The following is a 13,985-nucleotide window of genomic DNA, read 5'->3' as shown; positions in this document are numbered from 1 at the left end:
TTAGGCATTCATTAATTTATAACCGTAATTTGCCTTTTGTCCGTTGAGCCCGCAATAAGCACGATCTCTCCAAAAATCTGTACGCCATCCACTACATAGGAATCGTAATGACCTGTTGGCACCTTATGACTGATCACCAGGATATGCTCAGTTCCTAATTCAGGATGGACAATCCGACATGCCTCAGCCTGGGCATCCTCGACCTGTTCACCAGTATGACGGAATACCGGGATCTTATTCACTTGCGGGGCTGCCAACTCACCAGGACGCAGCGGGTAGAGCAATTGCATCATGGTGGTCAATCCGCTACCACTCCGTGAATAAGTCAGCTGAGGGCTAGACTCCAGCAAATTATACTCACGAGAAATAACGCTCTCGGAGACTTCGGCATGTAATCCTTCACTCTGGATCGGGATGATGAGCAGGTTCGCTTCTCCGTCATTTTGCGTACGACAGATTCGTGAGTTCTCCTCTAATCCGATTGCACCCGACCCGAAATGGAAATGCTGCTTGTACTGATGTTCTCCCTTACTTTGGAAGCGGTCAACGAGCAGCCAGTAATGCGGCTTGATAAAAATAATTCTCCGATTCACGAGCACCGGATCGTCCAAGCGCAAATATCCATCATGGCTGCCTTCTACATAGTCGTAATCAGGACGACTAATCCATTTGCTGCCCAACGGGCTGGCAATGCGATCAAACATCCAGGTGTCAGCAATTTCTGTAAATCCGCTGTCATCCACCGTTGTCGTGTTATGGGCTGCGCTTTCTTTTAATGCCTGCCGGACCGGTGTATGGTCACTGTAATTGTATCTGCCGAGATCCGTTAGAAATTCCTTCCCGTAAGCGTGCAGGTCAATATGCAGCATATCCGCATGTCCGTGTCCGCCGCCTTGCGGCCCGCAGTGGAAGTACATATACAAATCCTGCTCGCTCCAGCCTGAACGCATTACATAATGCCCGGAGTGGATAAAAGCATGAGATCTTTCCGCAGGCTCCACAGAACTCAAGCTCTCATAGTTTCTAATGGCTTCCATTCCCAGCAGCCACGCACTATCATAGTCCATCTGCTGATCAGCGCCGAAACGTAAAGTTCCATCCTTGAATAGCGCCGCCGCGTACGTCAATAAGGAACGAACATCATTATCATCGCTGTCGCCGAACATAGGCTGCCTATGACCGGGATTAGCCCAATACAAGGAAGCCATAGCCATCTCGTGTACTTTGCCGCGGAAATCCTCGTCCAGCTTAATCCCATGCTGCTCGGCTAAATATAGACAATCGAGATAGCAGCACATCACCTCATGATGATAGGTTGGCGATTGCTCCCAATGAATTCCGTCTGCCATCACCTGAATGCGTGCCGTCTCTCCAAGGCGCTCTTCGGCCAGACTGCGCCACTGCTCGGAACCTTTCAGCTCCGGGAAGGTTAAGGCAATCGGGAACAATCCGTTCGTCTCCAGCACCCCCCAGTTGCTGATTCGCTTCCAGCCTGTAAAGGCCTCCGCCAAATACCGGGCATGCTCGGATAAGGAGATCAGCACTTTCGCCAGCAAGACCGGCGTGAACAGCGGGGAATCCCACACATAACGCAGCGTCTTAATCCAGTTGCTGCCGCGCAGACCTGCTTCAATCGTACGCCAGTTGAGCGTATCGCGGGTAGGCTCGCTCGGCACCGGATTGCGATCGATCCAATCCTCAAGCTGGCGGCATAATGCCGCCGCATATTTATCCTCTCCGGTCATGGCGTAGGCCTGACCGAGAGCGATCCAGTAGCGATGCCGATTCAGCATATATGCCCATTCCGGATCGACATCCGGAATGCAGTTCCAATCCATGGCTCCATCAAACGTAACCGGAACCTGCGTCCGTTCCATATCCCACGGGAATTGGAATAGAAATGTCTGGTTGACGACTTCATCGGCCGTCTTCATCACCATCGCCACTTCATCCGCCCAGTTCTCTTTGACATAATCGGTAATCTGAGCAGTCTCCTCACAGGACCTTCGGTTTCCTGGCAGATGACGCTCCAGATAATAACGATGCAAGGCTTGCAGCGCCTCTTCATAGTGATCCTGCTTAACCGCTGCAGCTACATCCGCTAATTCAGGCTTCTCCAGCTGCAGCAGCGAAAAGACCGAATAAACTTTGTCCTGATGACTGGCTTCCGTACCGTTAACGTTCATACCAATACCCCTTTATTCCTTTTTCCAGACGCATTAAGGCTTCAAGATAGTAGTAATCGCCCCAGATCATATAATCATCCGGCGACAGTCCGCCACGTACATAATAAGAACCGCGCTTCAGCAGTCCTTCCGCTTCCTCCCCTATCGTGGAGTAATTCTCTACCAGGGAGGTCAAGGAATCGGTCAAGGCTTGCTTGAAGTACTCCCGATCCGGATCCTGCTCATCCAGATGCTCCAACAGCTCCTGCAGACCCGCCGCTACGATAGCGGAAGCTGAGCTGTCACGGTAGGTGTCTTTGTCTATCGGCGCATTAAAGTCCCAATAAGCTACATGATCCTCAGGCAAATGGGAGAGGAAATAGCGCGCCATTCTTCTTGAAGTCTCCAGGAATATAGGATCGCCTGTGTAACGATAAGCTAGGGCAAATCCGTATACCCCCCATGCCTGGCCGCGTGTCCAGGTTGAACCGTTTGTATAGCCTTGATGCGTAGCTCCGCCGATCGGTTCGCCCGTGCTAGGATCGAAGAAGAAAGTATGATAGGAGCTATCGTCTCCACGCACAATATAACGTCTCGTCTTCTCAGCCTGCGTAATCGCGACCTCGCGATACTTCGGATCGCCGGTCTGCTGCTCTGCCCAGAACAGCAGCGGCAGGTTCAACAGGCAATCAATGATAATCCTTCCGGCCTCTTTGGGATCGCCCTCGCGTCCCCACGCCTGGATGTAGCCGCCTCCGGCTGGCCGCCAACGCTTCAAGAGGTGATCCGCTGCCTCTAGGGTCAATTGGCGAGCGCTTTCATCCTTTTCAATAATCCATTGCGCCTTCGAGGATAGGGAATACAAAAAGCCGATGTCATGATGATCCAGCACGATCTTCGCATCAAAGCGGCGGCGGAAATCTTTTACCGTCTCGATCGCCTTCTCGCGGAAGGCCTCATCTCCCGTATACTCATAGCACAGCCACAGCATCCCGCTCCAGAATCCGTTCGTCCAATCCTCATTGTCATTCAGCTGATAGACGCCGTCCGTACTAATATGCGGGAATCTCGTTCCGAACCGCTCCATATTTGCCCTAACCTTACTTACCGCATCTTCAATCGCCTTGTTCCACATCGTACTTGCTCCTTTCGAGTCATGTTGTCTTAAGCCTATAATAAGAAGTCCAGTGCCTTCCTAGTAGGGGCTATTTTTGACCTTATGTGAACAATTTTGACTTTTGATCGAAAACAGACCATTGATAACTGAAAAAAGGAGCCCCATACCGTGAAATCCCCCGTTATTCTTCGAATCTATCATATAACACAGTCCGTGCCGGGCCTTGCTTTTTATGTACGAGATGGTGTTAATCTTTTTACTTTTTCTGTTTCAAAATAGTATTTAAACAAGTTATAAAGATGGGCAAAGTTAAATGGGATGATCCAGAGGACAACGCTACGGGAATACAAAATTGCGTAATCGTACTTATCAAGTGGTTAAAAGGTAAAAAGGAGCGTCTCCAAGTCGGGAAATCGACATTAGAAATGGCCCCTTTAATAGATACAATTATAAAAAAACTGCCGACAAAGACTTTGCCGACAGTCTGAGCTGCTAATATTTATGTTGGCAAATTGTCTCCAGTAATTACCAATTCCGCCGAGACTGTATTCCGGGAGCTGCCGCCAATTTGAATGACAACCCGGCAAGGCTCTGCCGCGAACCTCATCTCCCGATTCCAGATTCCCAGTTCCTCCAGGCCTATGCTGAAGGTGACCGTCCGCTGCTCATCTGGAGGTAATTCGATCTTGCGAAAAGCTTTCAGCTCGGCTATTCGCCGGGTAATCCCCGATTCGCGGGCCTGAATATACAACTGAACTGTTTCGGCTCCGTCTCGTTCTCCTGCATTTTTAACTGTTGCCGTCGCCGTAATCCGCCTGCCTGCTTCCAAGGCAGCTGTGGAAACTTCATTCTCTGACAAGATGACCTGCCCATATTCAAAAGTCGTATAGCTTAATCCGTAACCAAAAGGGTACAGCGCAGCGGAAGGCATGTCAACATAAACACGCGGTCGGCCCGGATCCTTCTGGTTATAGTAAACCGGAAGCTGCGCAGCGGAACGTGGCAGCGAAACCGGCAGCTTGCCGCTAGGGTTCACCTGCCCGAACAGAATTTCAGCGATCGCCTGGCCGCCCTCCATGCCGGGATACCACCCGCAAAGCACTGCATTGCTGATTTGGACGATGTCGGTCAGAGCATGCGGCCGCCCCTGGATGATCACCGTAACTACAGGCGTTCCGGTTGCAGCGACCGCCTCAGCCAGCTGCAGCTGAATGCCGCCAAGCGAAAGGTCCGCCAGATCCACGCCTTCCCCGCAGTCCATTTCGGATGGGCTGCCTTCCAAGACGATCGCCGCACCATTGCTGTCGAAATTGCCGCCGAATTGGCGTGCGCTGCTGCCACCAATTACGAGCACCGCAACATCCGCCTCTTTGGCAGCTTCCACCGCTTCATTCAGCCCTGCCATCGATTCATCGCGAATGCCGCAGCCCCAGGCGTGAACGACCTCTACGCCTTCCGGGGCGCACATGCGGATGCCCTGCAGCACCGTGGTCCCGGTTCCATTACGTTGAACGCTGGTATAATCGCCTAGCTGGTTATACAAGCGGTCCGCATTAGGGCCGATTATCGCGATCCGCCGCAGCTCTCCTGCTTTGCCGAGGGGCAGCAAATTCCCTTCATTCTTCAGCAATACCGCCGATTCGCGCGCGACCTGTAAATTAATCTGCTGGAACTCCGGCCGGCCGACAACGGAAATCGCACGCAGCTTCTCAGTATAGGGATGATCAAAAAGGCCAAGTCGGAACTTAAGCAGCAGTACGCGGCTAACCGCTTGGTCTATCTGGACTTCCGACACCAGCCCCTGCTTTACTGCCCTTTCTAACGTTGAGAACGAGTTATCCCAGAGGCTTAAATCCACTCCGGAGGATAAAGCCAGCGCAGCGGCCGATTCATGACTTCCAGTTAGCGCCAGCAACCGGTCGATTGCACAGCCGTCGGCCATCACGATCCCATCGAACTTCCATTCCTCGCGAAGAATACCAGTGAGCAGCGCCTGATTGGCGTGACAAGGAATCCCGTCAATTTCGTTATACGCTGCCATAAATCCGGCTGCCCCGGCTTCCATTCCTGCTTTGGCTGCCGGCAGATGAATTTCGCGCAGCTCACGCTGCCCGATCGCAGCCGGCCCCGCATTTCGCCCTCCCTGCCCCGCACCCTGGGCACATAAATGCTTCAGTACTACAGCAACCTTATTCGGAGAAGCCAGCTCACCCGGCTCGGCTCCTTGCATCCCGCGAACAGCTGCTTCCGCGAAGCGTGCAGCCAAATGGGGGTCTTCACTGAAGCATTCCTCGGAACGTCCCCAACGGGGGTCCTGTAAAATGTCCAGTGCTGACACGAGGCCGATATGGGCTCCTCGACTTCTTATTTCCGCAGCCACATACGCGTAAGCCTGCTGCATCAGCGCCGGGTTCCAGGTCGAGCCTACGGCTAAGTTAACCGGCAGAAGCGTCCCATCCAGCGCCTGATGTCCGTGCGGACATTCCTCTGATAATAAGACCGGAATGCCCAATCGCGTATTTTCTATTACGTAACGCTGCACCATGTTCGCGGCTTCAGCGCTCTCTGCCACTGTGATTCCGTTTTCATAATTGACGCCCGACCAAGGATCGCTGCGGAACAATCCATACAATGCCCCCATCCCGGCTCCAAAGGCAACCTCCTGCTTAAAAGCTTCCGTCAGCGAAATTCCATCGCCGTTTCGAACATAGGCATTCCATCCGTACATCCGTTGATTCAGCTGTCCAACCTTCTCCTGAAGATTCATCCGGGAGAGCAAGTCCTGCACCCGCTCCTCTATTGGAACGGAGGACATCTTGTACTTTTCCATTACCTGATTCCCCCTGCCATACACTGATATTGCCTCATTCGTCCTCATGTGTAGTCATAACCAGCTTACTTGCCTGCATCCTTGCTGGCACTAAGCCCGCGGTATTCTTTCGGCGTCATGCCCGTATACGATTTGAACACAGATACGAAATACTTATATTCCTTGTAGCCTACCTTATCCGCAATTTCGAATACCTTATCGTGGGTTGTGGCCAGCAGCTCTTTGGCTTGATCAATCTTGGCCTCATTCATGTATTCTGTAAAACCTTTTCCTGTGCTTTGCTTAAAAATATAACTGAAATAGCTCGGCGTGATCTTCAGCCAGGAAGCCACCTCGGAAGCCTTCAAATCCGATTGATAATGATCGTTCATATACTTCTTCGCCTTCTCGATGATCCAGTAGGATTTATCGATTCCCTGCTTGTCGATCAGCAGTAATAATTGCTGAATCTCTTTTAGCACCAAAGCCTCTAGCCCAGTATAAGAGTTGTAAACGTTCAGATTCGGAGTCTCGTTATGCCCGTAGTCCAAATCGGTCATTCCGCTTTTGCGAAGCCGTTGGCGCAGCAGAGCAAAGAGCTCTTCGTAAATTTTGACGATATCCGGCAGCAGGAATCCTTCTTTTCGAAAAAATTGAAACATCGATGCCACCAGTTCCTTCACTTCATCCTGATCCTGCTTAAACAGCGCCGATACCAGTTGTTGTACCCTCTCCGCAATATCAAAATCCGGCAGTATCCGATTCATCCCGATACTATCCCGATACTCCGGAAGCAGAACAGGAAGTCCTTCCGAAACATGATATGACAGGAGTTCGGTAGCTTCAGCACAATAAGCCGAAGTGTCAGCCAGATCATCATAGGGAAGAGAAGCCCCGCCATATAGGACGATATCCTTCTCTGCAGACAGGATTGCTGAGGCCAGTAATTCATCCCAGGTCTTGCGATCCAGCCTGATATTCGACACAGCTAACGTGATTAACAAGTTTTCGTGATAAAAAACAGATACCGAACGCAGCCCGGAGTGATGCAGGTAGCCTTGAATCATGCTCATCCATCTATCCTGAATCTCTTTATATTGAACAGGCGGTATTGTACTATATCGTTCGTAGAAGTTGTCCAGCTGAGTGGCGAGAATACGGAACTGCACGCCATGCAGCGACGTCGGCACTTCTTTACTGTACGAAATCCCGTGACGGGCCATATCGAGCAGCCACAGCTTGGCCTCCTGAGGGACTCCTTCCTGTTCCCGCTTACGAATACTGGTTACAACCTTGCTTACTACCGCAGTCAACTCTTCGATTTCGACCGGCTTAAGCAAATAATCGCTGACGCCAAGCCTGATTGCCTGACGAGCATATTCAAAATCCTCATAGCCGCTGATCATAATGACTTGCACCCTCGGAAATTGCTGTTTCAACTGCTCTGCTAAATGCAAGCCGTCCATATCTTCCATCCGAATATCAGAAAGGAGGAAATCAACATCATGCTCCTGAACCATCTGAAGCGCTTCCTTCCCGTCATATGCCTCGCCTACGACCTCTACGCCAAGCTCGTCCCAATTGATTGTGCAGCGAAGACCCTCGCAAATGACAGGCTCGTCGTCCACAATCAGCATCCTTATCCGTCTGTCGCTAGACACCATATTATTGCTCATACTGCTCACCGCCAAGTTTGTCGGCCGTTTCGCGGGGAAGCCTGACCCGTACCCACATGCCTTCGGCCGAATTATTTACAATTTCCAAACCGTAGTCTGATCCGAAGAATATTGATATTCTCTCGTGTATGTTATTCATGGCTCCCTCCCTGCCTCCAGGTTTTCCTCCATTTTGCAGCGAGCTTCGAATCTCATTTTCCCTTGCAGGCTCCATTCCTTTGCCATTATCGATCACATCGATCCAAATTTCATCCTCAGCCGAGTAGCATCTTACCTTAATATCGCCAAATTCTTTATTACGATCAAAGCCATGCTTAATAAAATTCTCTACCAATGGCTGTATCGTAGCCTTTAGCGTTACTGCGTCCTCAATATCCGCCTCTGAATAAAGACAATATTTCAGCTTGTTTCCGAGACGACGCTGCTGCAAATACAAGTAGGATTGTGCAAATTCCAGCTCCTTGCGCAGTGTTGTCTGATAGCTGCCATTGTTCACGCTAGAGCGGAAAAACTTCGAGAGCATCTCAATCAACTGGCTTGATTTTGACGCCTTCTCCAGGCGCGCTGTCCAGCGGATCATATCCAAGGTGTTATATAGAAAGTGGGGATCCATCTGGTTCTGCATCAGCTTCAGCTCGGATTCCCGCTCCCGGAGCTCTAGCTTATATTTATGATCGATCAATTGCTTGATCGTGAAGACCATTTCGTTAAACTTGTGATTCAACTCAGAAATTTCATCTCGTGAATTCACCGGTACCCGCGCATTGAAATCCCCGTGCATCACGCGATTAGTTTCCTTCTTCAAGCGAAGGATCGGCAGGATAATCGTGTAATGGAACCCGATAAGCGCTGTCAACCCAAGCAGTAAAATTGCGGCCAATATAACTACCATGATTACTTTAACGGAACGGAATTCCTCCGCCACAGTTGCCTCCGGAATCATAGCGATGACTTTCCAGCCTGTGTTCTCAATTCCCTTGTACAACGTCAAATAGCGCTCGTCCTCTATGGAACAAGTGATGAAACCGCCCCTGCTGTTAACCAGCTTGTCCAGCAAAGCCGCATTCGGAATAAAGCTATCCTGCATTTGATCCTTGGAGCCGAGAATAAACTGCCCTTTCTCCCCAACGATGAATACAGTTCCTACCCCTTCCTTAAATATCCCTTGTTCCAGCAAATGGACTATGCCCGCTTCATCCATCCGGATCGTTAACCTGCCTAGCGGTTGAGTGATCTGACTGTAGGAATTCAAAATTCGGAACAAGGACATAATCCGGACATCGCCATACCAATCACTGTTCAGATTGTAACCTTCAGTCCAGACGATTCCTCCCCTACGAGCATCAGCCTCCTGCTCCCACTTCGTCTCATCCCCACTGAACGGTTCGCCCATCTCGATTAAGCTGCCGTTAAATCCTGTTATTTCAATGGATCGGATATAGCTTCTCGACATGAGCTGGAACGTAAGAAAATCCTCAATATTGCGCTTGAGATTCGTTCTTTGTTCACTGTTCAAAGGCGGAGAGGGGCGCAGAAATAGACGCATGTCCGGGCTTAAAATGAGATAGTTGGCGATATCCTCGACCATTTTGGTCTGCTCTCCCAGCTGATTGGTTACGTTATCCAAATTGCGTTTCGTAGAATTGATGAATTGTTCTCTTAATATCTCATTAAATTTATACTGCACGACTACACCGACGCCGAAGGTAGGCAGAATGACAAAGATCAGAAAAATGACAAGCGCCTTTCGTTTTAAACCGAAGCTGCCGAGAAATCTCCCCTTGCTTGTCCCCATAAGCTGTTCTCCTTCCTACGCTACCCTACGGACCTCGGCTTAGCCCTTCACGGCTCCCGCCGTCATACCGGCAACAAGCTGCTTCTGCAGCAGCAGGTAGAAGATAATGATCGGGATCAGGGCGATCGTCAGCGCAGCCATTTGCAAAGTCAGGCTTGCCGTTTCAATGCCGACAAAGTTGGCAAGTCCGAGCGGTAGCGTCTTCAACTCTGATGAGGTAATCAATACGAGCGCGAATAAATATTCATTCCAATTGTAGATAAAGTTCAAAATAATGACCGTAGCGAGTGCCGGTCTTGTAATCGGCAGAATAATCGACCAGAAGATGCGGTAAATTCCCGCTCCATCCACTACGCCCGACTCTTCCAGGTCTTTAGGAAACCCTTTCATAAAGCCTTCCAGAATAAAGACAGTCAGAGACAAGTGAAATGCCGTATACGGCAAAATTAACGAGAAATAGGTATCGATTGAATGCAGCTTCTGCATAATTAGAAATATCGGAATCAATGTGGCATGAATCGGAACGAGCATTCCCAACAGGAATAAGCTGTAAGTCAATCCGCGAAGCTTGAATTGAAACCGTGACAGAAAATAAGCTGCCAATGCCCCTAACAGTACCGTTACGATGAGAGAGACAAGGGTAACGAGAATACTGTTGAAAAAATACACATCCATATTGGCAACCTTCCACGCCTCGACATAGTTGGAAAATTGAAAATGGGTCGGGAGCGAAAATGGATTTGCTGCGTATTCCTGCTCCTTCTTAAAGGAGTTTACCACCATCCAAAAAAGAGGAACTATATTCATAATAGCGAATAGACTTAAAAATGTGTATGCGAATAACTGGAACAGACCAGACTTCTTCTTCATGGCTTATTCCTCCTTTCCTTAGGCATCTTTCTCACCGGCCAACCGATTAATCAATGTAATTACAACGAGACTGAACAGCAGGATTAGAATAGAAACCGCGCTGCCATAACCGTAGCGCATGTTCATGAAGGCACTGTTGTACATATAAATCGTCATAACCTCGGTTTGATGCGCGGGACCGCCGCCCGTCAATATTTGAATAAGATCAAACACGCGGAAGGAATTACTAATGCTATAGACAACGCATACCATAATAGTGCCTCTGATCATCGGAATAGTGATCCGCATCGTCCGCTTGAAGCCGGTTGCCCCGTCCAGTTCGGCTGCCTCATTGACTTCATCAGGAATATTTTGCAGAGCAGCCAGAAAAATAACCATATAAAGACCGCAGTTTTGCCAAATATAAGCGATACTGATCGACAGCATCGACCATTTTACATCGCCAAGCCAGTTCTGCTGCCAGCCCTCAAGGCCTATAAACCCGAGCAGATTGTTCAGCATCCCATACTCTGTGTTATAAATCATCCCCCAGATCAGCGATACCATGACCGAAGAAATGACAACAGGCATAAAGCCGATCGTCCGGAAAAATCCGGAGCCTTTAAGCCCGCGGTTTAGCAAAATCGCTAGCAGCAAACCAAGTGGAAGCTGACCGATCAGACCGGTAACCATAATGATGACGTTATTTTTCACAGACAGCCATAAGGTGCTATTGTTTAAGATTTGTACGTAATTATCGAAGCCGACAAACGTCATTGAGCCGATACCATTCCAGTTCATTACGGAGTAATATAAGGACAACCCGATCGGAACGATGGCTATTCCCAAATAAATCAGCAATGCAGGAAATAAACCGAAAAATATCGCCAGCTTCGTTCCTTTAAGTGTTTGCATCAAGGGATTCCTCCTTTGTTGTCATCGTGCTTTCAATCCCGATGAATGAAGAAAACCCGGATTTCGGGTTTCCTCCGGGCATCGGATTTGAACGACAGGATGATATAGAATCAGCTTCTAATTCATCGTGTCAAAGGCATCTTGAACTTCCTTAGCCAGCTCTTCAGGCGTTCCTCTACCTACGGTAAGGGCTTGCAAGCCGTTTTGCAGAACATCGACCACCTGTGTCGGAACGACGCTGTCAAATACCGGAGCCGTTCCGTTGCCGGTCAATTCCAGCATCTCCTTCAAATATTTGCTCGCGTCCTCCGGCACATCCACTTTCGCTGGAACTACAATTCCGTTGCGGATCAATTCCTTATATAAATCCTCATTCACGAAAAACTTCATGAACTCTTCAGCTGCCTTCTGCTTCTTCTCATCCAGTCCGCTCTTGATAGCAATGCCGTATTGCACGACGCCGGCACTCTTAACCGGATCACCCTTGCCGCCTTCTACGCTCGGGAACAGCGCAATGCCGAACTTGTCCCCTTCCTCATTATTAATTCGAATCCTTCCGTCAACAGTCGAGGATGAGATGTGCATCGCTGCTTTTCCTTGAATGAAATAATCCTGACCCTGAACGGAATCCATATTGTTAGCATCCGTATTGAAGGCTCCAAGCTTGGTCAACTCATCAATGACTGATAGCGCCTTTACGAATTCAGGGTCTGTAAACTTCGCTTGTTTCTCTAACACGGACGGTAGGAAATCACTACCCGTATAACGGTCCCCGATGATCGAGATATAAGAAGACTGGAGCGGCCATTGTTCCTTATTTCCTAAAGAAATCGGCGTAATTCCCGCTTCTTTCAACTTCTTCACCGCATCGATGAACTTGTCGTAGGTATCGGGAAATTGATCATATCCTACCTGCGCAAACATCTCTTTGTTGTAATAAATAATATCCACGAACGATTGCTTCGTTGGAATGGCATACTGCTTGCCATCTACGTTAAATCCCGCTAATGCGCTTTCCGGCATAATCGAAGTCCAATTATCCATCATGTCATTGATCGGCTGCAGCAAATCGCCTGCTACGAGCGGATCCAGATCCGCTCCAGGCCATACCACGTTAATATCCGCCAAATTGTTAGCCGCAGCTAACGTCCGCAGCTTGGTTTTGTACTGTGCTGCCGGTACGCCGTCCTGCTTAATCACGATATTCGGATGCTGCTCCTCGAACTCGGCGATCCGAGCCTTGTAGACTTCATTGTCCACGTTAGGAGAAGTCCAGGGGTGCATCATGTTCAAAGTGATAGTCTCTGATTTTGAACCTCCGTTGTTATTGCCCTCTGCTGCTTTGTCCTTGCCGCAAGCTGCCATGACCATAACCAGCATGGCAACCAGACCGAGAAGTACGGCTTTTTTACCTTTGTTTGCTTTCCCCATAATCAACCCTCTTTTCTTATAATTGAAAGACAAGCTGTCTGCCTAAAAAGATGGGAGTTAATTGATGTCCATCTTCTATATATTTAGTATAAAAGCGTTTTCATCCGGACTATATCCCACAAACTTTCGATTATATCCGAATTATTCATCTGATTTTTGTAAATAGAGACGATTAGCTCGACTACAAAATATTATTGCGGTTCATTTAGAATATAATCCACCAAATCATCCAGCGGCACTGTAGCCAGCGCAATCGCTGTGTCTGTAACTCCATAGTAAATATAGAGCAATCCATCCTTGACTACATTGCCAGTCGGGAAAATAACATTCGGAATTTGATAACCAAATTTTTCATAATACGTTTCAGGCTCCATTATGAAGTTTTTCGTTCTGGCGATGATTTTCTCTGGATTGTCCAGATCCAGCAGCATGGCTCCTACCCGGTAAACAACATTATCATCCACTCCATGATAGAGCACCAGCCAACCGCGGTCGGTTTTTACTGGAGGCGTGGAACCGCCGATTTTTCTCGATTCCCAGGTCATATTCTCAGCCTTGGCGAGCAGCTTTGGCTCCTCCCAATGAATGAGATCCTCCGAATAGGTAATCCACATTGCCGCTTTCTCTGTACCATAGGCCCCGCCTACATATTCCTCCGGACGGCGCAGCAGCACATATTTGCCATTAATTTGTTCAGGGAAAAGAATATTGTCCCGATCATTAATGTCCAGCGGCGTCGTATCCGTAAGAAACTCCCAATCAACAAGGTTCTTCGAGGTTACGATCGAAGAGCGGGTCAGCCAATGCCCCTCCTGCTGCCCCCATCCGTCAGGATACGTCGGAATCGAACGTTCCGGAATGCCCGCGCCTGTTGGGTAATAGTTCATCGCACAAGGCCGGAGCGCATAGTTCATATAGAAGGTGTCATCTATTTTTACAATCCGGGGATCCTGTACGCTTCCGTAAGGAAAGCCCAGCATATCCGGAGTAAGGATAGGCTCGTCCTTCACATGGGTAAAGTTCACACCGTCCTCGCTTTCCAGAAGTCCTAGATAATTTTTGCAAGGGGTAAGCGAGCCTGCGGTACGCTCAATCATATAAAATTTCCCGTTATCGATGATAACCGCCGGATTGAATACTGTAACCTTCCTCCATTCGTATCCTCCCGGAACCACAATGGGATTGTCCGGATGTCTAGTAATTTTCATCGGGTCTGCCTCCTTTTGAA

General features: G+C 49.0%; 9 protein-coding genes. All 9 read right to left on the bottom strand.

What is annotated here, in order from left to right; all coding sequences use genetic code 11:
- Positions 1-11 precede the first annotated feature (11 nt).
- The gene (locus BN1360_RS16150; protein ID WP_068780877.1) at positions 12-2,186 is read right to left on the bottom strand and encodes an alginate lyase family protein; all 2,175 of its coding nucleotides are present in this window, start codon (positions 2,184-2,186) and stop codon (positions 12-14) included.
- A complete protein-coding gene (locus tag BN1360_RS16145; protein ID WP_068780876.1) occupies positions 2,176-3,300 on the bottom strand; it encodes a glycoside hydrolase family 88 protein in 1,125 nt (374 codons plus the stop codon). The genes BN1360_RS16150 and BN1360_RS16145 overlap by 11 nt, the downstream gene beginning before the upstream one ends.
- A 481-nt stretch (positions 3,301-3,781) precedes the next feature.
- Positions 3,782-6,112, bottom strand: coding sequence for a glycoside hydrolase family 3 N-terminal domain-containing protein (locus BN1360_RS16140; protein ID WP_068780874.1), 2,331 nt, complete (start codon positions 6,110-6,112; stop codon positions 3,782-3,784).
- A 65-nt stretch (positions 6,113-6,177) separates the two neighbouring features.
- Complete coding sequence (locus tag BN1360_RS16135) at positions 6,178-7,767, bottom strand: response regulator (RefSeq protein ID WP_229521021.1); 1,590 nt, start codon at positions 7,765-7,767, stop codon at positions 6,178-6,180.
- The gene (locus BN1360_RS16130; RefSeq protein ID WP_068780873.1) at positions 7,757-9,562 is read right to left on the bottom strand and encodes a sensor histidine kinase; all 1,806 of its coding nucleotides are present in this window, start codon (positions 9,560-9,562) and stop codon (positions 7,757-7,759) included. Before BN1360_RS16130 ends, BN1360_RS16135 begins: the two co-directional genes overlap by 11 nt.
- 39 nt (positions 9,563-9,601) lie before the next feature.
- Positions 9,602-10,432, bottom strand: a complete 831-nt coding sequence (locus tag BN1360_RS16125) for a carbohydrate ABC transporter permease (protein ID WP_068780872.1) — start codon at positions 10,430-10,432, stop codon at positions 9,602-9,604.
- Positions 10,433-10,450: 18 nt separating this feature from the next.
- On the bottom strand, positions 10,451-11,326 hold the full coding sequence (locus tag BN1360_RS16120) for a carbohydrate ABC transporter permease (RefSeq protein ID WP_068780871.1): 876 nt from the start codon (positions 11,324-11,326) through the stop codon (positions 10,451-10,453).
- A 117-nt stretch (positions 11,327-11,443) separates the two neighbouring features.
- The gene (locus BN1360_RS16115; RefSeq protein WP_068780870.1) at positions 11,444-12,757 is read right to left on the bottom strand and encodes an extracellular solute-binding protein; all 1,314 of its coding nucleotides are present in this window, start codon (positions 12,755-12,757) and stop codon (positions 11,444-11,446) included.
- Positions 12,758-12,948: 191 nt separating this feature from the next.
- Positions 12,949-13,965 (bottom strand): glycoside hydrolase family 130 protein, encoded by a 1,017-nt coding sequence (locus tag BN1360_RS16110; RefSeq protein WP_068780869.1) that lies wholly within the window; start codon positions 13,963-13,965, stop codon positions 12,949-12,951.
- Positions 13,966-13,985: the final 20 nt, after the last annotated feature.

Source organism: Paenibacillus sp. GM2 (genome assembly GCF_900069005.2).
Lineage (GTDB): Bacteria > Bacillota > Bacilli > Paenibacillales > Paenibacillaceae > Fontibacillus.
This window is presented reverse-complemented; position numbering and strand designations above follow the sequence as displayed.

Coding starts and splice junctions, on each gene's coding strand:
- BN1360_RS16150 (WP_068780877.1), bottom strand. CDS start 2,186: ATGAACGTTAACGGTACGGAAGCCAGTCATCAGGACAAAGTTTATTCG.
- BN1360_RS16145 (WP_068780876.1), bottom strand. CDS start 3,300: ATGTGGAACAAGGCGATTGAAGATGCGGTAAGTAAGGTTAGGGCAAAT.
- BN1360_RS16140 (WP_068780874.1), bottom strand. CDS start 6,112: ATGGAAAAGTACAAGATGTCCTCCGTTCCAATAGAGGAGCGGGTGCAG.
- BN1360_RS16135 (WP_229521021.1), bottom strand. CDS start 7,767: ATGAGCAATAATATGGTGTCTAGCGACAGACGGATAAGGATGCTGATT.
- BN1360_RS16130 (WP_068780873.1), bottom strand. CDS start 9,562: ATGGGGACAAGCAAGGGGAGATTTCTCGGCAGCTTCGGTTTAAAACGA.
- BN1360_RS16125 (WP_068780872.1), bottom strand. CDS start 10,432: ATGAAGAAGAAGTCTGGTCTGTTCCAGTTATTCGCATACACATTTTTA.
- BN1360_RS16120 (WP_068780871.1), bottom strand. CDS start 11,326: ATGCAAACACTTAAAGGAACGAAGCTGGCGATATTTTTCGGTTTATTT.
- BN1360_RS16115 (WP_068780870.1), bottom strand. CDS start 12,757: ATGGGGAAAGCAAACAAAGGTAAAAAAGCCGTACTTCTCGGTCTGGTT.
- BN1360_RS16110 (WP_068780869.1), bottom strand. CDS start 13,965: ATGAAAATTACTAGACATCCGGACAATCCCATTGTGGTTCCGGGAGGA.